An 18,199-nucleotide genomic window follows, 5' to 3' on the forward strand; every position below is an offset into this window, starting at 1 on the left:
TCAGGAGAAAAAACGTGGCCGCATCCAATTTTGCGATTAAGGTGTACGTCAGTCCATCCCATAAATTCGACAGCACGCCAGGGACATTCTCACCAACAAGCTCAACCGTTATCATTGGCGAGCGCGACGCCGTTCTAGTCGATGCACAGCACATGCGCTCGGACGTCGAGGCACTTGGCGACTTGATCGAGCAGAGCGGAAAGCGCCTCACGACGATCTATATAACCCATGGCCATGCGGATCACTGGTACGGCATCGGCGATCTTTTGCGGCGATTCCCGACCGCGCGCGCCGTCGCAACCGCCGGCGTGGTCGACTATATCAGCAAGACGCAAGTTCAGGCGGCCAAACAGTGGCGGGCCATGTTTGGTGACCGAGCGGTCAATCCGACCGCGATGCCTGAGATCGTTTCTGGTCCGCTCTCACTCGAAGGTCAGGAGCTTCGGATAGTTGAGGTTGGGCAAGGCGACATCGAAAACTCGACGGTTTTGCATATTCCTTTAATCGATACTGTGGTCGCAGGTGATGTCGTCTACAACAAGATCCACATGATGTTGGGACTTGGCGGCCCTAAAGAATGGGACCTTTGGCTCGACAGCATTGACAAAATAGAAAAGCTTAAACCCAAGGCGATCGTCGCAGGACACAAAAAGCATGAGCTGCCCGACACGGACGCTCACAGGATCATCGAAGAGTCCCGCTCCTACATCAAGTTATTCGCTGCGATATCCAAAACGGCCACCACCGAGCGCGAGTTGGTTGATGCAATGTCCGCCAAGTTTCCCGAATTCGGAAACATCGGTACTTTGTTCTTCTCGGCAAAGCTCGTTTTCGCAAAAAGACCGGCCTGACGCCTCGATCGAGATCAACTCACAATCGCCCGTAGGATAGGCGGGAAGGCCGTCGGCAAAAAGGCCATCCCGTGATCCGCCGGTCTCCCGCCATCACAAATATGGAATACGAAAATGAACAACACTGAGAAGTTTGGTGCAACTTTCGAACAAGTTGGCTCCCTTGGCATTATACGTTTCTGGAACGTGTTCGCGAATCTCCTGCATTTCGAGTTGCTCGAAATGATCGGCGAGGCCGTTAGCAAGGCCGCGGCGTCAGATGTAAGAGCGCTCCTCATTGAGGGTGTCGGTAATGATTTCTGCGCAGGGGTTGATTTAAATGACTTCAACGGCCGCACCGCGCGGGAGATGAGATCGCAGTTTACCCGTGGATTTCCGCTCGTGATCCAGGGCATCGAGAATCTGCAAATGCCTGTGGTTTTTGCGGTCCAAGGACTTTGCGTTGCAGCAGGCTTGGAACTGATCCTCTGCGGCGACATTGTGTTCGCTGGACGTTCGGCCAAATTTCAACAGATCGAAGCAAAGATTGGTACGTCTACCCTGTTGGGCGGTGCTCAGCGCCTTGCCGAGCGATGCGGATCAGCCCGTGCGAAAGAGATTTGCTTCACAACGAAGCGGTATGACGCTGAAACGTTTGAGCGCTGGAATATCATCAATTATGTCGTCGACGATGGTGCAGTTCACGACGAAGCGCGTAAGTTTGCAGAACAAATGTCGTGCGGGCCGACAAAGGCGCATTGGGTGACCAAGCAGCTCGTACGCGCTCAGCAGGACACAGGCGTGCGATCAGCCGACAACCTCTGCCTGGACATCGCCCCGCTCCTCTTCGAGACTCATGATATGCCGCATGGCGTCAAGACAGTGCTCACTCTTGGAGCTAAAAACGTCGACAAGAACACAAAATTTCTTGGAAAGTAGCGTCGATCTGGGAGCACTTGTGTAAGCCGGGGATGTGTTAAATGGCGCGTGGATCTCAAAAACTACAAGGACCATTCCTTGCAGACGGGACAGACGTCATACAAGTCGTGTCGCGCGCGTTCGACGTGCTGCGCTGTTTCGCGAGTCCCGCAACTCGGCTCGGCAATCGCGAAATCGCAGACCGCTGCGACTTGCCGCGATCAACCGTCTCTCGTCTGACACTTACTCTCACCCGAATAGGTCAATTGGAGTATTTGCCGCAGGACCAGAAATATCGCATCGGTCCAAATGCGGCTGCAATGAGCGCATCGCTGATGCGCGGCCAGGAGGCCCATGAGCCATATCGGCTGTCGAGTGGGCCTGTGCTGTCTATTGGGGACGCCAAGTGAGCAGATGTGCGTCGGACGAGCATCAGGCAACGGGATCAACGCTGGCCGAAGCGTTGCGGCGATGAGGGCGTGTGCGAGCGCTGGGTTCACGACCCGTATTTTCAGTTCTTCACCGGCGAAGAAGTCTTCCAGCATGCCTTCCCGCACGAGCGCTCGGACCTGAGCCATTGGCGCAAACGGCTCGGCGATAAGCTGGAAGTGTTGCTGGCCGAGAGCCTGCGGGTGGCACATCAGGCTGGCGCGTTGCGCAGCCAGGACCTCAAGCGGGTCACGGTCGACACGACGGTGCAGCCGAAGGCCATCGCCTCTCCAACCGATGCCAAGCTCCTGCATGCGGCGATCCGGGGGGCTGAACCGCTTGGCGCGACGACACGGCATCAGGCTGCGGCAATCCTATTCTCGCGCGGCCAAAGCCGCGGCGATGATGGCACGCCGCTACATCCATGCCAAACAGTTCAGGCGGCATCAGCAGCAGTTGCGCATCCTGCGCAGCCGGATCATCCGCGACATCGGCCGCAAGATCAAGGTCAAATTGCGAGACGTGGTTCGCATTAAACGATTGTCGATTGGACCAGAGTCAAGGAGCGTGGCAAGCCATTTGCGGTGGATGGGAAAGCTCGATCTGCCGACTACCGCAGCTCCGAAGGCGAGAAGTTGAGACGCGCATAGTTTTCCTTGAGACGCGGGGCTTGCCGCTGCGCGACGGATGATTGAGCGCTTAGCGCTCTTGCTCCCGCAACCTGATACGTTCGCCGCTTTGACTCTGGAAAGGCTGCTCCTTCGGGCGAGCGGGCCGTTCATGACGATCGCGGAGAGGCTCAATGACCATCGCTCGCGCAAATGATTGCCCTTTTTGCAGATGCTGGGCTATGCGCCCCTTGGCGAAGGCCATAATGCTCTGTCGAGCTTTCTCATCGTTCGGTAGAGCGCGTTCGACAAGCCTGTTGATGGCGACAATCTGGGATTGGGCCGCGAGCAGGTCGGAATCATGCGTTGGCACCGGTCGGGCTGCACCGCGTTCCTCCACCGTCACATTCCATATGTTGCGCCACATCTGGCGCCGTTCAACACTAGCGGTACCTGTCTCAGGATCGATGGACTTGATCGCCCTGATGACAGGTTCGACGCCATCCCTTCGTAGAGAGATGCGGTCGCCCGGCCTCGCGCCACTATCTGCGACGTCCGGCACAACGCCGACGCCCCACACTTGATGTCGCCGGCCATCATCCAGCTCGATGGCTGCATAAGTTGACGGCTCCGCGTCGGCGCGGTTGCGATACGGGCCAAAACCGACTTCCAGGAGACGTCCGGAAACGCCCTGGTCGTAATCGAGCTTATCCGCCTGCACTGACCTGTTGGAGGCCGAGCGAGCCTTGGCACCATCGGTCCGGGCGTGGGCTCGATCCGATGCGGCTCGTCGGTCAGCGAGCGCCTGGCGATCAAGCTCGTTTGGCTGATAGCCCTGTACCTCCATTCCGCGCGCGCTTGCCTCGAGCCACGCCTCTCGCCGGAACTCGACGGAACCACGGACGTGCAGTGCCTCCCACCGGCGATGTTGTGCAACGCTGACCATGTCCCGGATCACTTCGGCGGCAGCTAGGCGGGTGACCAGGCGATCCTCAGTGGTCTTGAACGCGAGGTATTCTTTCCGCTCATCGGCATAAAGCCGCGCTTCGCGGTCGGATCCATCCTTTTCGATGCGACTGGCAACCACGTAATATTTTCGACGGATACGGTCCGGGAAAGCAGTATCGGTGACCTCCGCGGATGAAGGCTGGTTGGGAGCTGTTGCCTTGGACTCGTCTTCCCCCATTTCTCGGGCGGACGCGGGCCCCGCGCGACGTTGCCGCTCCAGACTGAATTCCTGGCTCGCGTCATGCTTGTCGTTCATGATGCTCACCCCTCTGCTTTCGGCGGGTCTGCGGCGGCGGTGGAACGACCTGAGCGTCGATGTATTTCAGGGTCCAGGCTTTCAGGTCCTCTTCGGATAAGCCTTCGAGATCCACATCGACCCCGCCAAAGTCGAAACTGACATCGTCAGGAATCGTCGAGGGTTCGGCCACCTCCTCGTCGGTCATCGGTCGCGATCGAAATATTGCGCGAAGCTCCGCAACCTCGGAGCGAAGCTCCTTGATTTCGGCATCAAGCAAGGCATTCGAAAGCCCCTTCGGCATCGCCTGAATCGGGGCTGGCAGCAGTCGCTGCAGGAAGGCCCTGTCTTCGTAGTATACGAGCTTGTCGGCGATTAGCGGTGGAATCGCAGTGCTTAGGATGAACGCTTTGGACCTGGGCAGAAGCTTGAGCTCCTGGGGCAGCATGAGAGCGCGCCGATGCTCTGACACCGTTTGACTCATGGATCGTGCCGAAAAGCCCTTTGGCCCGCTTTGGCTGCGCGCCTTCACCGTATCATAGCCAATGCGCTCGGAAAGCTCGTTTGCCACGTCTTGCTCCTTCGGAGCGAAGACGACCTCCACGGCGTGGTTCGTCATGAAGTTGCGAGCGACGTCAGTGCCGTAGATCGCGCGTAGCTGCGCTGGGCTTTGGACGACTGTCAGAAGGCGAATGCCGTATCCGGCAACAAACGCGACCGATCTCGCCAGAACATTTACGTTGCCAAGGGCTGGGAATTCGTCGAGCAAGAGAAGAACCTTGCGACTAAGCGTCGAATTATGTTCCGGCAGCTCGCGGGTGTTGAGATCGACGACCTGCTGAAAGAACAGGTTTAGCAAAGGCGCCATGCGCTCCAGATTGTCCGGCGTGACGCCGAGATAGATCGACATGGGCTGTTGCCGCAGCTTGCGTAAGTCGAAGTCATTGGCTGACGTCGCAGTATCGATGCGGGGGTTGAGCCACAGGCCAAGCCTTGCCGTCACCGTCTTTCGCACCGAGTTCATGGTGTTTTCGGAAGCCGAAAGGAAGTCGTTCAAAGCGGTGATGCAGGAGCGTGACAAGGGAGGACTGCTCGATCGTCGCGCAGCGATGATCTTCTCAAAATGCGATTTCAGATCGGGAACAGCGGAGAGCTGGTGCAGGATCTCGCCGATGGTCAAAGGTAATCCGGGGGTTTCAGCAATGTAGCCGCCGATCGCCACAAACGCAGTCCGCGCGGCCTCAAACCAGAACGGATCGCCCCGACTCTCGGCCGGAAACAGCATGACCGCGATTCGCTGCAGGTCATCATAAAGGTCGGCTGGATCGCTCCGCACGTAGCCCAATGGGTTGTACCTTGCTGTACAGCCGTTCTCGTCGAGGGGATCGAACAGATGGACGGTCTGTCCGTGGGCCGCACGAAAGCCTGCGGATCGTTGCCAGTTCTCCTTCTTGACGTCCAGAACGACGACCGAATCTGCCCAGTTGAGCAGATTTGGAATCACGTAGCCGACCCCTTTGCCTGCTCGGGTCGGCGCATAGACCAGGACATGTTCCGATCCACCAAAGCAGAGCATCGCGCCGTCCTTGCGACCAAGCAGGATGCCTTCCTTCGACCGCAGACCCGCACCCTTGATCTCTCGCTCGGTCGCGAAACGTGCCTTGCCGTGAAGCGGCAAGGGGCGCTGCCGGAGGAGGATACCGAGCAGGCCAAAGACCGCGATGGTGCCGGCGAGGGTGGAGAGCGTCAGCCAGCGGTCGAACCGTGGGTCGGTGCCGTATCGGGGCCAGCCGCTCGCGATCTCGAACCAGTGAAATCCGCCATCGTGAACTCTGAGCCCGAGCAGCAGAACGTTTGAGGCGACCAGCAGAAAGACCGCCCCGGCACAAAGCGCGAGCGCAGTGCCACGTGCAGCTTTAATGGGCGTGATCGCGTTTGCGGATGGGATCATAATAGATCTCAGAGATGCGGTAGCGGCCGTTGCGCTTTTGCATTTGGACTACAACATCGACCAGGTGCAGCAGCAGCGAGCGGATATCGTCGCGATGGAGCTCTCGCCCTTCCGCGCTCTCCTTCACCAGAAGGGTCAACTGCTCAAAGGCAAGCCGCGCGCTATCCGCGTGGACCGTCGTGATCGACCCCGGATGCCCGGAATTGACATTCCTGAGATAGAAGAAGGCCGTGCCGTCCCTCAGCTCCTGCAACAGGATTCGGTCGGGCCGCATGCGCAAGGTTGATTCCAGAAGCTCGCGAGGCCCGATCTTGGCTACGCCGTGCCCGTCCTTGGCATAGAGCAGTCGGACGGAATTCTCGTGCGGGATCGCGAGTTCGATGGTGTCTTCAATGGTAATCAGCCGTTCATGCGTCGGAATGGCCGCGATCAAGGCTTTGGACAGGGTCGTCTTTCCTGATCCGGTCGCCCCCGAGATGAGGATGTTGCGACGCGTCTGGACGGCAAGCTCCAGGAATTCACGCCAGAGACCGGCTTCCTTCAGAGCGAGTAACCGGTGCTCGTCGGGATGCAGCTCGTCACCGGCTGATCGGACCTCATCAAACAGCCTGGTCCGCTCAAGAGCGGCCAAGTTCATGGTGAGCTTCGACGGTTTGCGGATGGTGAAGCTGACCTGATCAGCCGGGACGGCCGGCGGCACCACGATCTGGCAGCGCTCATCGCCGATCAGACTTGTCGACACCACGGGGAATTCTGGTCCAATGTCCTGGCGAGTATGCCCGGCGGCCGCTGTTGCGAGGTGTGAAAGGTAGTCGTATGTGAGAGCTGCTTCCGTGTGGCGGGTCCAGCCCTCGGGACCTTCCACAAAGACTTCACCGGGACGGTTGATTACGATCTCGGTAAGGGACTCGTCAGCCAGATAACGGTTCAACGGCTCGAGATAGCGGGCCAGCACCAAACGGCCGCCATCCCGCTCGATTGATGCGGCCTGTGTCATTTCGTGACCTCGGCCGGCCCGACGACTGTGCCCCCGACCGTGCGGTCGAAGATCTGGCTTCGTGTTTCAACTCGCTTCAGTTGATAGACTGACGAGAAATCAAGGTCCCGCGCCACAAAGATATTGACCAGTTCGCCCTGGTTCTTGTTCAGCGTGGGCGGAATGTTGATCGATTGCTCGACGGCGATGCCGGCCGCGGTATTCGCTGAGCCAGAAGTATTGTTGATCTGGATCGAGCTGTCCTGGAGCTGCTGACGCCCGATGGAGCCGGCATCGCCCACGATCGACAGCAACAGTGCTGATCCAAATCGCTCCCAGAAATGTGTGTCGATATCGCCGTCGAACCCAGCCCGACCAAGCGCGTCTGTAGCGGGCGACGCGAGCGCGACGATGACCCCAGTAGGCGTCTTGGCACGGGACCACAGAACGAACATGCGCTTTGAGCCGCGCCGGACATTGCCGCGGTATTCGCCGACCACTTGGGTGCCTTTTTCCATGAGCACGACGTTGCCAGAATCGGAGATGACATCGCGGATCACGACGCAGGACACGAAGCCGGCGACGTCAGAGGACATTGCCGTCTCCAGCACACACGGGATGGACGTGCCCTGCGTGACCAGAAGGTTACGGTTTGGAAGCCGCGCTGCGCGGACGCCTTCGATCGGTGTGGGCTTGAGCTTGTCGGCCAGCTCATTCGGCGGCTCCGCCCGTCCAAAGGCATAGGGATCGGCAGCACCAGTCCCCGTCATGCCGTTGTGGGTTGCGCGCCCGGCCGAGACCGGCCGGTTGTAAGCCAGGACCGGTGCACGACGTGCGCTTTCGAGCATCTGGTCCGGCACGGGCGGGGTGACCGCCGGTGCGGTAGGTGGCGCTGCAGCCGGAATTGAAGCTGTGGTGAGTGGAGCTCCCGGCGCTTCCGTGGCCGGCTCGAACGCTGCGGCCTGACGGATCATGAGTTTGCGGGCGGACTCGGTGACAGGCTTATCGCCTTTCCACGTGCTCAATATGATGAGAAAGGCGAATGCGGTGAGCCCGAGTGCGCCAAATCCGCGCTTGAGCATCGTCGTTCGTGCGTGGTCGGCCTGGCCGACCGGGGTGATGCCACGATCGCCATCAATTGTCTCGTTGTGAAGCTCGGTCATTCTGGTCGGCCTATCGGGGCTTTACGGTTGGAGCTGACTTCCTGGCGCGCCGCTTGATCGAAGGGCTCGTGGTGTTGGTCCCTGGATTGATTCCGACCGGGTCGAACGCTTCATTGAAGATGCAGAGCACGATGTTGCCCTTGCGCAGCCGAAATTCGCGCGCGGTTGCGTGGACGACCACCAGTTCGCCGCGGACGTCCTTCGGCACCAGGCTTTCCGATCCATCAGAATTGATCAGGTAAATGGCGGGGACTTCGCGGTTACCCGCAAAGCGAAATGTGGTCTCCTTGCCATCGTCGAAGACGGCTTCGGGCTCGAGATCGACCGACCCCTGTGCCGAGAAGCGCCAGTTTCGCGCACCATAGGCGTGGTGGAGGTCGAAGGTCTGATCGATCAGGGCCCCTTCCCGCTCAGCGCTCCGGGCGGCTGTTTCAGCGCGGCGTCGTTCAATTTCATCGCCAGGATAGGCGAACCGAACCACAAAGTAGCTGTCGGCCAGCGTGGTCTCGGCGATCGACAGCTCAAACTGATAGGAACGCTTTCGTCCATCGGCACGGGTGGTGACGACCTGAAGATTGGTCGGCGGATGTTTCTCGCGCGGCTTGAGAAACAGGATGGAGCCGGCCGGCGCAACTTCCCATGCAACTGAATCGCCGATCGCGACATGGGCGACCTCTTCGTCATCGCCGAACATGACCTGGGTCGAGGCGCGGATAACGCCGTTGACACGGACCACATTGGTGGGGTCGTAAGTGACGGTGCGCACCCGGGCGTCATGTTGGCCCGGTGACGGCTGTTGCAGCGCCAGGACCGGGCCTGCAAGTCCAAGTGACAAGACGATCGGAAAGATGAGACGTTTCATGGCACGACCTCCGGATCGGCGCGATATTCCGAAACCTGAAAGCCGAGGGGATTGACCAGGCGATCGGCGGAGGACATCGGCGCATTGGCATAGGAAAAGGTGAGCGTCGAGACCCAATGGGTGGTGCGGGTCTCCTCACCTTTTCGGATTTCCTTCATGAAACGAACGGAGGCAACATTGTCGGCGAGGAGCGAAATCGCCTTGATCCGGACGGTGGCGACGCCAAACCGTCCCTGGACTACTTGCGGACTCTCCGGATTGGACCCTCGATACCAGGCCGCGAAACGCGCCTGCTCGCCTGACCCCGAAAGCAGGGAAATCGTGCGGAAGTTCGTTTCCGCCTCGGGATAGCTGTAACCCTCGCGCGCGCGCACGTAGCGTCCGAGAAAATATTTTGTCACGGCTTCGTCGTAGCGCGCTGGCGTTGCCGTGAGGGCTGAAACCGTGTCGACGATGCCAGTGGCATTATCCACCCGAACAACGAAGGGCTCGACCGTCTTCAGCGGCGCGAGCGCCGCAACGGCTCCCACTGCGGCGATCGCCAGTGCACAGGCGCCTGCCGCAATGAACCATGCCGTTCGTCGCGAGCGGTGAGCCGACAGCAACAGATCCTGTTCCCACCGGCGCGCGTTGTCGAAATACGTCTTTAGGTCATCAGGGCCAACCATCTCACGCCTCCTTGCCGCAAGCGTGGTAGGAGGCGGCGATGTCGACGTGGCTGCCGGTAGCGTGAAGCCGCGTAGACGGCGCTGAAGAACTGGCATCCCGCTTCCGGATGAGTGGGTCGGACGCGGCTGGTGGAGCAACCTGTTCGGGGACCGCCAGCGGCGTTCCACTCTCCCAGTCCCACAGCGAACGATTGAGCGGCCGGCGGACTGAGCCGTCGCATGATGGTGGCGCCTTCGACCAGCTTGCGCAGCCGCCAAGCTGGCACGCGATCACGGAAACGATCAGCACCTTCGGCAGCGTGCGTGAGAATGCGCCCTTCCTGTTCATGTGGCCGAGCTCCCCTGCGATCGGGTACGACGAAGGCTGCCGCCCTGGCGGCCTGCTCGCACGGCAGCGAGGCCCCGGCTGGCTGACCAGCGGGCACCGGCATAAGCACCGCTGGCCGCGGCCGTAGCATTGGCAATCAGCGGGCTTGTCACCAGGCGGCTTGCAAGCGAAGCACCGCCGCCAGCGAGACCGCCTGCAATGATTGGGAGTTGAAGAGATATGTAGCCGGACAGCCCGAGCACCGCGCTGATCGCAACCGCAGCCACGACCATCTCGCCGGCTGTTCCCGCGTTGTTCCCGAAGCGGTCGATGAACCCCGTGACGGTCGTCAGCATGAGGCCGACAAGAGCCACCACCAGGACCAACAGGATCACGAAATTCGCGACCTGCCGAAGCCAGGCCTCCGTGAAGGGCCTCGTCGCTTCAAACAGAGCCATCGCGATGAAGACCGGACCGAGTGCGATGACGACGCCAAGCCCGACCTTGGCATAGAGCAGGATCGCAAATTGTAGAAATGAACCAACCGCCACAAACACTAGAAGAATGGCCGCAACCAGCGCAGGCGCGATGTTGGTTAGACCAGCTTGCTTATAGATTTTGTTGGCGACGTCGATACCCTTGGTCAGCAACTGATCAAATGGCGCCCCGGAATGGGTATTTAAGCCAGAACCGGCCAAAGCATTGCCAATCTCCTTGGGGAGGTTGTCGAAGAACAGATTCGTCACGTATTGTTGGAACGCGCTCGAATTGGTCGCAAGCAGGACCACAAGAACGATCCGCATTGCCCGCCAGGCGAACTCCATGATCGGTTCGGAGATCGATCCGCGCATCACGGCAAAGCCATAGAGAACAACGTAGAGCGTCACGCCGACGCGGAGCGGACCGTCGATATACGAGGCCAGATTCGACACCGATGTCGACACAAAGGTCGTGATCGGCTGCTCGAACTCCCTCAAAAAACTGTCGAAGACGTTTATGGCCATTGCGGCAATCCTTATTTTAGCGCGTCTTCCATCTGTTGGACGGTAAGTTTATTTCGCGCTTCATTCGCGTTGACGCAGTTCGGGGTGCTGCCGAGGTCTCCGGGATTCTCGCCACAGGCGTTGAGCGTGGCCTCAAGCTCGTTTTTGTGATCGAGATACCAACCCACCGTCCTTGTTTCGATCTTGGGAGCCTCGTTGCAGCCTGTTAGGAGACCCGCTGCCGTGAGCAACAAGATGTAAGTTGTTCGTTTCATCGAAGCGCCGCCTGTATCTCATCAGTGAGTTGCTGGTCTTTTTCCCGCTCGCGCTGCCGATCTATATCCGTGCGCGCCTGCTGGATCATCGCCAGCCCCTGCATCCGCAGCACGTCGTTTTGCAGGAGAGCCTGTTCCGCTTGCAGGCGAGCCGACAGATCGAGAACGTCTTTGACGTCCGTGGCAGAGCTGATGCGTGTTCTGAGCTCCTCGAGCGCATCGATTCGCTGGGACGCGGTGTCGTAGACGGCTTGGCCGAGCGAGTGCTTCGCCCCGGTCTGACGCGCGATCCGGTCGAGTTCACTCTGGTAATACGAGTTGCCGCTGTTGCCGGAATAGTAGCGGTTCTGCGACAGGTAATGGTCGATTGCGTCTGCGAAGTTACCGCTCCCCTGCCCCGAGGTCAGGCGCTCGATGTCCGAAAACTGTTGCGGCAGCACTTTGCGGAACTGCGGCGTGTTGAGGAGCGCTCCGATGTCGTTTGCGTTCGTGAGCTTGTTGAAGCTGTCGTAAAGCTGCTTGGCCTGCTTGAGCTGGTCCTGGGCCACAGCGAGCTGCGAGGTCAGGGTATCGACCTGCTTCTTCATCTCCATCAATTGATCGAATTGCCGTGCAAAGACGCTGGGGTCGAACACGATGTCAGCCGCGGCAGGCGAAGCTATCGCCGTCGCCAGGAGGGACAGTAGGACAGAGGCGGATCGAGTGCGTTGACGGATCATTTGGCGGACTTTCGTTGTGCATGAAACAGGGGCAGCCAGCGCGCCGGATCGTCGCCGACTTGGCTGCGAATGCCGTCGAGCAGTTCGACGGTCTCGGTGCGTCCCGACAGCACGGCCAGCGCGTCGTCGAAGCCGCGAAGGTCGAGCTCCGCCACGACCGAGTTGTGGCCCTGCTTGACCAGAAACCGGTGGCTTTCGGGGGAGAGCTCCTCCTTGATCAGACGGAACTCTGTGTCCGTCAGATGGAAGCCATCGACATAGTCCGAGCGCGTGCCCCGCGCGTTGGGCAGGAAGATCTGGGTCGGACACTGCTCGACGATGGTATGCGCGATCGAGGACGCGAGCGCGTCGCGCGGAGATTGCGTGCCGAACACCATCAGCGCATTCTGCTTGCGGATGGTCTTGAGCTTGTTGTTGGCGAGATCCCGGAATGCGTCGTCGCCGAGCGCCTTCCAGAATTCGTCGATATCGATGATCAGCCGCCGGCCGTCGATCAGCTGCTCGACACGGTGAAAGAGATACATCATGAGGGGCGTGCGGACGGGCGGATGGTCCAGGAGGCTCGTCATGTCAAAGCCAATGGATCGCGCGTCCAGTTGGATCTCGTCGCGCTCGCTGTCGAGCACCCAGCCGAAGGGTGCGCCCCGGCACCATTGCTCCAGCCGCGCGCCAATGCCCTCGCGATCCTGTTGGCCCAGAAACGTGCGCAGGGCTCCGAACGAACGCTCAGCCCGTCGCAGCTGACCGAGCGCGCGCAATCCGGAATCGATCCGCTCGCCCTCGGTCACGGAGAGCGGACGATTGCCTGGCGTAACGAGTTGCCGAATGAGTTGGCCCAGGAACGAGAGGTTTGCCGGCGTCAGCTCCATGGCCTTGAGCGGAGCGCAGCCGGTTGGAGTGCCGTTTTGGAGTGTCAGATACGTTCCACTGGTGGCGCGGACAAAGATCTCAGCACCCCGGTCCTTGTCGAAAAAGACATAAGTGGCGCCCAGCCGTTCGGCCTGGGTGAGCAGGAAGTTCTGAACGACGGTCTTGCCCGATCCGGACGGCCCGCAAATGAATGTGTTGCCGAGGTCGCCATGGTGGAACGAGAAGTAGAATGGCGAGCCCGACGCGGTCTTGAGCATCGCGACCGCCGGGCCCCAATGGTTGCCGGCCGGCTTGCCGGTAGGATAGGTGTGGAACGGGCAGAACGCTGCGAAATTGCGCGAGCTGATGGCGCCAGAGCGCGCCCGGTACTTGAACAGACCGGGAAGCTGCGCCCAGTGGGCCGCCTCGAGTCCCAGATCCTCGCGGGCGACAACGGCGCCTGCATCCGCCAGGGAGCGCCGGGCCACGCTCATCTGGTTCTGCAGCTGCGCAGGCGTGTCGGCATAGACCAGAAGCGACAAATGGTGGTCGCCGAACACAAATCTGTTGGATTCGAGATCGTCGAGGGCATCCGAGAGCTCGTCGATCTGCGAGGCCGCCGGGTCCTGCGCGGACACCAGCTGATTCTGCTTCCGCGTCAGGACCGTCTTGGCGTCGGCCTTCGACAGGAATGCGAAGGATTGCGTGAGGACCAGCTCGAACGGTGCGGACAGCAGCGTATTGAGCAGCCCCGGCCGCGTGGACGCTGGATACTCCTTGAGCCCGAACATGCCGGCGAAGCGCGATCCGCCTGCGCCTCGGATCTCGAGGGATTCGCGACCGAAGATGATGCGGTTTGAGTAAAGCGCCGGTCCAATTGGTCCCTGTGGCAAAGGCATCGGTATCCACTCGCTGGATGCGATGCCGTGGAGCAGCTCCATCGGCTCCGAGAAAACGATACCGTCGCGCTCGATCAGTCCGGCCACACGGCTGCCGTAACGGTCGAGCGCCGCGACGACATCGCGCGTCGCATCGTTCAGTCGCTTCAGGGCATCTTGGTCGACTTCGGCGGCACCTTGGGTGCGTCGGCCGAGACGCTTGAAGAAGTCGGCCGCGACATCCGTTGCCCCGCGCCCGGGATGAAACACCAGCGTCAGGTAGAGATCGTTGCGGAACAGCGCTTCCGTCCGAAGCCGATCGCGGTATTCGGCATTGAGATCAGCGGCAAAGGGCGAGCGGAAGATGCCTTCCGGATAGGCCGCCGTACGCCGCCGCACCAGATGCGTCCAAAGTGCCAACCGCGGATCGGCAATGTTGCGTAACGTCAGGTTCAGCTTGGCATGCAAGTCGTTGAGATCGGCTGTTTCGGCCGTCTCGAACGAGATACCGTCGATCCGGATGACCGTGAGCAGGGCCCGGGTCGTGAGGCTGATGACCGTATCGGTCACATGGCGACTGAAGGGTAAGTAGGTGGTGGGCTCGATCTCCCGGGCTTTCGCGGCTGACTTACGCATAGCCGAGGTCCGTCGCCTGATGCCGGCGGATGAGCCTAAGCGGCGTGCAGGATGATCCGCCCCAGAGTTTAGAGTTCCGGGCGCGGCCGCGTGTCTCCAGCCAGGCAAGCAGAATTCTGAACATGTTGGGATCTCGCTGGCAGATGACCCTGCAGAGCCCATGGATCGGGAGCGCGATCAGGGCGTAAACGATACTTCCCGCGGCGAGAAACAGGATGCAGGAAAACATGACGTTGAATGCCATCGCTTCCACGGTCACGCCGGCGATCATGGCGGGGCGCGTGCACGCGAGGAACAACGTGTCTTCCGTCAGACGCGTGGCCTCGATCATCAGCGACCACCGGTCAAGGTCGAGACCACCTCGGAGGCGCCGAAGGTGATGGCGACTCCGAGCACGACATAGGCGGCCTTACGCAGATCCAGATACCCGAACATCCAGGCGATGCCGACGATGATCACGGCCAGCGTGGCCAGCAGGCGTGCAACGTTGCCGGTGAGCATGTTGACGATATTTTGCAACACGCCCTCAATGTTTGCCGTTTGCGCCATAGCGGGCTCAACGAGGGCGACACTGAGGACGACGGCGATGACCAGCAGGGCACCGGAATCCTTAAGACGAGAAATCATGACATGAGCTCCAATTGCAGGGTTGTTGGAAAGGCTGGGATGCGCGATTCCGGTTGGGGTGAAGTGACGCATTTCAGCGCTTGTAGACGAGCGCTGTCTCGCCGATCCCCGCGCGATAGACGTCCCAGCGTGGCGCGGTGCTGGGTCCTGCCGATGTGTCCATCGTCCCCACGTCAGCGCCCGGAGGGGCAGTAATCGTGGCGGATGCAGTCGGCTTCGTAGGGGGCTTCGATGCGGTAGCAGCGGCTGTGAAGCTGGCTATGACGCTGGCAATCGCCTCGTCGTGATTGGTTTTCGTCGCCTGTGCGGTTCGCAGCCGGGCCTCGAACAATCTGCTCAAGCCGGCGATGTGCTTACACGCGTCAAACGTCGTGGTGACCGTAAGGCCTGCTTCCCGCATGTCCTTGGCATCGAGTTGAGCGAGGCCGGTTCGGGTGGCTTGGCCGCTCGATAACGCCTCGGTCGCAAGTTCAATGGCCTCGCTGCGGTCGGATGCCTGAATTGGGACCGGTTTGCGCTGGGCAATGGTGATGAGTAGCGGCTCAAAGGCGCTTGCTTGCTTTACGATTGCGGTCAACGGCTGAATGTAGGCCGCCGTTGGAGCGCACCGTTCGATCATTGCCGCGAAAGCTGTCGGATCCATTCTGGAACCTTGAACTAGTATCAGAGAAGGATGAGATGTGACGGCTATGCTGCGAGCGCGGTGTTTGATGGCGTGATGATCGCACGCTCGCGGATCTTCCCCGTTACTTGAACCGCTCGGAGTGCCGCTTCGGTGACAGGCAACAGTCCGGCGATAGCCATGGTGCTACCGATTTGCCTGGGAGAGCCGAGGCGGTCCAAATGCCATCCCGCTCGCCGCAGGATGCGCTCCATGCGCAAATCGGTAACAGTTGCGATTGCATGGAGGTGGCGCTGCAGCCCCCACTCAATCATCGCAGCGAAGAGGAGAAACGTTGCGCTCTTCAGCCCATTTGTAGTCGGACTTTCCAAAGTCTGGGTGTCGACGCAGAATCTTGAGCTTTCCCAGATCGTAGTACTGTTCGGAGCATCCCGGCCGTCCAGCAGAACCGGAAACGTATTGGCCAGCATGTTGCATCCGGTGGTTGGCAGGAGACGAACACAGCCGACGACACGCCGTTGATCGACGACCAAAAGATATGTGGGCGATAGCGCGTCGTATTGGTCGATCTCAAGTCCGTTCGAAACCGACACATCCCAGTCTAAGCGTTCGCGGAAGACGCGCCGACGTAGGCGGTGCATTCCGAAAGTCAGATCAGAATGATTCAAAAGAGCAGAGCGCGAGAGCGCGACGACTTTCATCTTGGTCCCCAAAGCTACGAATCATTAACTTGGGAGCCAAGAAAGCAGCGGCGACCACGATGTTGATCTGTCAGTTCTGACAGGCTCTCTAAAGTGGCGTGGATCGCCCAAAAGTTGCCGCAACCGCTCGATACACCGCACACGTAATACGGGAACGATCCGTCAAGATCGCACGGAACATACCAACAGGGGCGCGATGAAAAACGTTGAGAGAGCGTGTAATGAGTTCTTTGATTGCCTTCACACCGCAATCACTGAGAACGATTTTCGCCGCGTAGCGGAACGAACTGCACACGCTTTGGGATTTCGATGGTTTGCCTATCTGGAACGCAATGCAGATAGCTCTCGCCTAATCTCCTCATATCCAAAGAGTTGGACTGAGCACTATTTCAAGGAGGGCTACGATAAGATCGATCCTGTGCTTCAGAGGTCACGAGTCAATGATCGGCTGGCATTTTGGGATGGCCGTGAGGCGAGGAGTGCAAGCTCTGCAAAGGAGCGCCGAATGTTCCACGACGCGATGAGTTTTCGGATTAGAACGGGGCTAACGATCAGGATACCCACAGGGAAAAATCAACTCGCCGCATTTACACTAGCGGTCGACGATCGCAGCCTGGCGCTCGATCGGTTCATTGCGTCGTCGCACGAAGTTCTTCACATGTTGGGGCTCAACTACCATGCGCACGTCAGCGCCAGGATTGAGCTCACTAATGCTAGCGTTCGAGCAAACATTCCGCTCAGTCAAAGAGAGCGACAGTGTCTCGCTTGGACGTCTGACGGAAAGACCATGCAGGATATCGCCGATCTGCTTGGCGTTAGCCCTCGCGGGGTGAAGTTTCACCTGGACAATGCGAGACGGAATCTTTCTGCTTTGACTCTTCCGCATGCCGTAGCGCTCGCCCTCCGGCAAGGGTTGCTCTGAATGTGCCAGATCGAGCCGTTAGGCCGGCTTCGCGCGGTTCAGTATCCCGTACCCACTATTCTAAGGCCTTTTATCGGTTGAGAGGGGGCGGACAACGGATTGACGACAGAGGGTGAGTGGCCAAATCAATATAGGAAGCGTGAGGGCGTCGCCCTTGCGGGCCGGGCTGGCGGCTTCGCTGAAGCCCGCAAGCGGTCTTCCCCCTTGCGGGCGTCCATCCCTGACGCAAGAGGTAGACCGTTGCGCGAAAAGCTGGTCGGAGCTGTTGTATTTTCAGGACGAGTTCACCCGTTTCTTTGATCTTGCGAGCTCGACATGCGACCTCTACCGGCTCAACGAACAATACTCGCCGCAACTTGGCTGACCCTACCTCGCTGACAAATACCTGTCTTCGATTGATAAAGACCACGTGCTGCGGAGCGTCCCCGGTGAAGCTCTGACGTTCGGCATCTCGCTTCCGGAAGGAGGAACACCCCGCTCTCGAATGGGCTTTCCTTGGTTCGGGCGAGGCCTTCTACGATCAACCCGCGAGGGGTTCGCTACGCAAGCGTGCGACCTCTTCGGCTTCGCCTGCGAGGTGACCGCGGCCGCTCCCGAACACATCGGCGCCTGTCGAGCGGGGATGGTCCCCGCCGCAAACGGGAGCCGCACGATGTCGCAGAATCTCACCCTCGCTCAGGATCACGCTTTCGATCTCGCCCGCACCCTGATGGTCTCAGTGGTTCTCTTCCAGGTCGAGGACGAATTCGGCGTCATGGTTTCAAGCGAATACGACGGCGAAGAGGATGCCATCGTGCACGAGTACGACCCATGGTCCCCGGCTCATTGAGCCGGGTGACCGGTGTGCCGCTGGCGCCCTGCCGGCGGCAAGGGAGGCTCCGCCGCACCCGGAATCCCATGTGCTGGACCGCTGTCAGTGCGCCCTTGCCTCCGGCAAGGCTTCGCGGCCGGCCGGCCCCAATCCGAGCTACGCGGATCAGAAGACAACTGAAGAAAGGGCCGGGTGATGCGTCGAGCGCGCTCGGAGGGAAA

At 59.9% G+C, this 18,199-nt stretch carries 19 protein-coding genes and 2 pseudogenes; 6 read left to right on the forward strand and 15 right to left on the reverse strand.

Features of this window, described 5'->3' with window-relative positions; genetic code table 11:
• The first annotated feature begins 14 nt into the window (after nucleotides 1-14).
• The 4 genes and pseudogenes from VGR99_RS39870 to VGR99_RS39885 all read left to right on the forward strand — a co-directional run.
• Nucleotides 15-851, forward strand: coding sequence for an MBL fold metallo-hydrolase (locus tag VGR99_RS39870; protein ID WP_326905428.1), 837 nt, complete (start codon nucleotides 15-17; stop codon nucleotides 849-851).
• A gap of 114 nt (nucleotides 852-965) precedes the next feature.
• A complete protein-coding gene (locus VGR99_RS39875; protein WP_326905429.1) occupies nucleotides 966-1,769 on the forward strand; it encodes an enoyl-CoA hydratase/isomerase family protein in 804 nt (267 codons plus the stop codon).
• A gap of 41 nt (nucleotides 1,770-1,810) precedes the next feature.
• Nucleotides 1,811-2,116, forward strand: a pseudogene (locus VGR99_RS39880) (helix-turn-helix domain-containing protein); the annotation flags it as partial.
• Nucleotides 2,117-2,218: 102 nt separating this feature from the next.
• A pseudogene (locus tag VGR99_RS39885) lies at nucleotides 2,219-2,684 on the forward strand (transposase); the annotation flags it as partial.
• Nucleotides 2,685-2,876: 192 nt separating this feature from the next.
• On the opposite strand, the gene VGR99_RS39890 reads toward VGR99_RS39885, so the two are convergent.
• The 15 genes from VGR99_RS39890 to VGR99_RS39960 all read right to left on the reverse strand — a co-directional run bounded on the left by VGR99_RS39890 (nucleotide 2,877) and on the right by VGR99_RS39960 (nucleotide 16,245).
• Entirely contained in the window at nucleotides 2,877-4,049 is a 1,173-nt protein-coding gene (locus tag VGR99_RS39890) for an LPD7 domain-containing protein (protein WP_326905430.1), read from the reverse strand.
• Nucleotides 4,033-5,979 carry a type IV secretory system conjugative DNA transfer family protein gene (locus VGR99_RS39895; RefSeq protein WP_326905431.1) on the reverse strand — a complete coding sequence of 649 codons (1,947 nt, stop codon included), beginning with the start codon at nucleotides 5,977-5,979 and terminating at the stop codon, nucleotides 4,033-4,035. Before VGR99_RS39895 ends, VGR99_RS39890 begins: the two co-directional genes overlap by 17 nt.
• Complete coding sequence (gene virB11 / locus VGR99_RS39900) at nucleotides 5,945-6,976, reverse strand: P-type DNA transfer ATPase VirB11 (RefSeq protein ID WP_326905432.1); 1,032 nt, start codon at nucleotides 6,974-6,976, stop codon at nucleotides 5,945-5,947. The genes VGR99_RS39895 and virB11 overlap by 35 nt, the downstream gene beginning before the upstream one ends.
• Nucleotides 6,973-8,118, reverse strand: a complete 1,146-nt coding sequence (gene virB10, locus VGR99_RS39905; protein ID WP_326905433.1) for a type IV secretion system protein VirB10 — start codon at nucleotides 8,116-8,118, stop codon at nucleotides 6,973-6,975. The genes virB11 and virB10 overlap by 4 nt, the downstream gene beginning before the upstream one ends.
• A 10-nt stretch (nucleotides 8,119-8,128) precedes the next feature.
• A complete protein-coding gene (gene virB9, locus VGR99_RS39910) occupies nucleotides 8,129-8,980 on the reverse strand; it encodes a P-type conjugative transfer protein VirB9 (protein ID WP_326905434.1) in 852 nt (283 codons plus the stop codon).
• The gene (locus tag VGR99_RS39915) at nucleotides 8,977-9,648 is read right to left on the reverse strand and encodes a virB8 family protein (RefSeq protein ID WP_326905435.1); all 672 of its coding nucleotides are present in this window, start codon (nucleotides 9,646-9,648) and stop codon (nucleotides 8,977-8,979) included. Before VGR99_RS39915 ends, virB9 begins: the two co-directional genes overlap by 4 nt.
• Before the next feature lies 1 nt (nucleotide 9,649).
• The gene (locus tag VGR99_RS39920; RefSeq protein WP_326905436.1) at nucleotides 9,650-9,976 is read right to left on the reverse strand and encodes a type IV secretion pathway protein; all 327 of its coding nucleotides are present in this window, start codon (nucleotides 9,974-9,976) and stop codon (nucleotides 9,650-9,652) included.
• Entirely contained in the window at nucleotides 9,973-10,959 is a 987-nt protein-coding gene (locus tag VGR99_RS39925; RefSeq protein ID WP_326905437.1) for a type IV secretion system protein, read from the reverse strand. The genes VGR99_RS39920 and VGR99_RS39925 overlap by 4 nt, the downstream gene beginning before the upstream one ends.
• Before the next feature lie 11 nt (nucleotides 10,960-10,970).
• Nucleotides 10,971-11,213 (reverse strand): EexN family lipoprotein, encoded by a 243-nt coding sequence (locus VGR99_RS39930; protein ID WP_326905438.1) that lies wholly within the window; start codon nucleotides 11,211-11,213, stop codon nucleotides 10,971-10,973.
• Nucleotides 11,210-11,932, reverse strand: a complete 723-nt coding sequence (gene virB5 / locus VGR99_RS39935) for a P-type DNA transfer protein VirB5 (RefSeq protein WP_326905439.1) — start codon at nucleotides 11,930-11,932, stop codon at nucleotides 11,210-11,212. Before virB5 ends, VGR99_RS39930 begins: the two co-directional genes overlap by 4 nt.
• Nucleotides 11,929-14,295, reverse strand: a complete 2,367-nt coding sequence (locus VGR99_RS39940; RefSeq protein ID WP_326905440.1) for a VirB4 family type IV secretion/conjugal transfer ATPase — start codon at nucleotides 14,293-14,295, stop codon at nucleotides 11,929-11,931. The genes virB5 and VGR99_RS39940 overlap by 4 nt, the downstream gene beginning before the upstream one ends.
• Entirely contained in the window at nucleotides 14,288-14,626 is a 339-nt protein-coding gene (locus VGR99_RS39945) for a type IV secretion system protein VirB3 (protein WP_326905441.1), read from the reverse strand. The genes VGR99_RS39940 and VGR99_RS39945 overlap by 8 nt, the downstream gene beginning before the upstream one ends.
• Nucleotides 14,626-14,922, reverse strand: coding sequence for a TrbC/VirB2 family protein (locus tag VGR99_RS39950; RefSeq protein ID WP_326905468.1), 297 nt, complete (start codon nucleotides 14,920-14,922; stop codon nucleotides 14,626-14,628). Before VGR99_RS39950 ends, VGR99_RS39945 begins: the two co-directional genes overlap by 1 nt.
• Nucleotides 14,923-14,995: 73 nt before the next feature.
• The gene (locus VGR99_RS39955; RefSeq protein ID WP_326905442.1) at nucleotides 14,996-15,565 is read right to left on the reverse strand and encodes a type IV secretion protein; all 570 of its coding nucleotides are present in this window, start codon (nucleotides 15,563-15,565) and stop codon (nucleotides 14,996-14,998) included.
• Between the two features lie 44 nt (nucleotides 15,566-15,609).
• A complete protein-coding gene (locus VGR99_RS39960) occupies nucleotides 15,610-16,245 on the reverse strand; it encodes an acyl-homoserine-lactone synthase (RefSeq protein ID WP_326905443.1) in 636 nt (211 codons plus the stop codon).
• 196 nt (nucleotides 16,246-16,441) lie between these two features.
• Between VGR99_RS39960 and VGR99_RS39965 the strand changes: the two genes are divergently transcribed.
• Nucleotides 16,442-17,167 carry an autoinducer binding domain-containing protein gene (locus tag VGR99_RS39965; RefSeq protein WP_326905444.1) on the forward strand — a complete coding sequence of 242 codons (726 nt, stop codon included), beginning with the start codon at nucleotides 16,442-16,444 and terminating at the stop codon, nucleotides 17,165-17,167.
• Between the two features lie 652 nt (nucleotides 17,168-17,819).
• Nucleotides 17,820-17,996: a hypothetical protein gene (locus tag VGR99_RS39970; RefSeq protein ID WP_326905445.1), complete on the forward strand. Its 177-nt coding sequence runs from the start codon at nucleotides 17,820-17,822 to the stop codon at nucleotides 17,994-17,996.
• Nucleotides 17,997-18,199: the final 203 nt, after the last annotated feature.

The organism is Bradyrhizobium sp. (assembly GCF_035935975.1).
Taxonomy (GTDB): domain Bacteria; phylum Pseudomonadota; class Alphaproteobacteria; order Rhizobiales; family Xanthobacteraceae; genus Bradyrhizobium.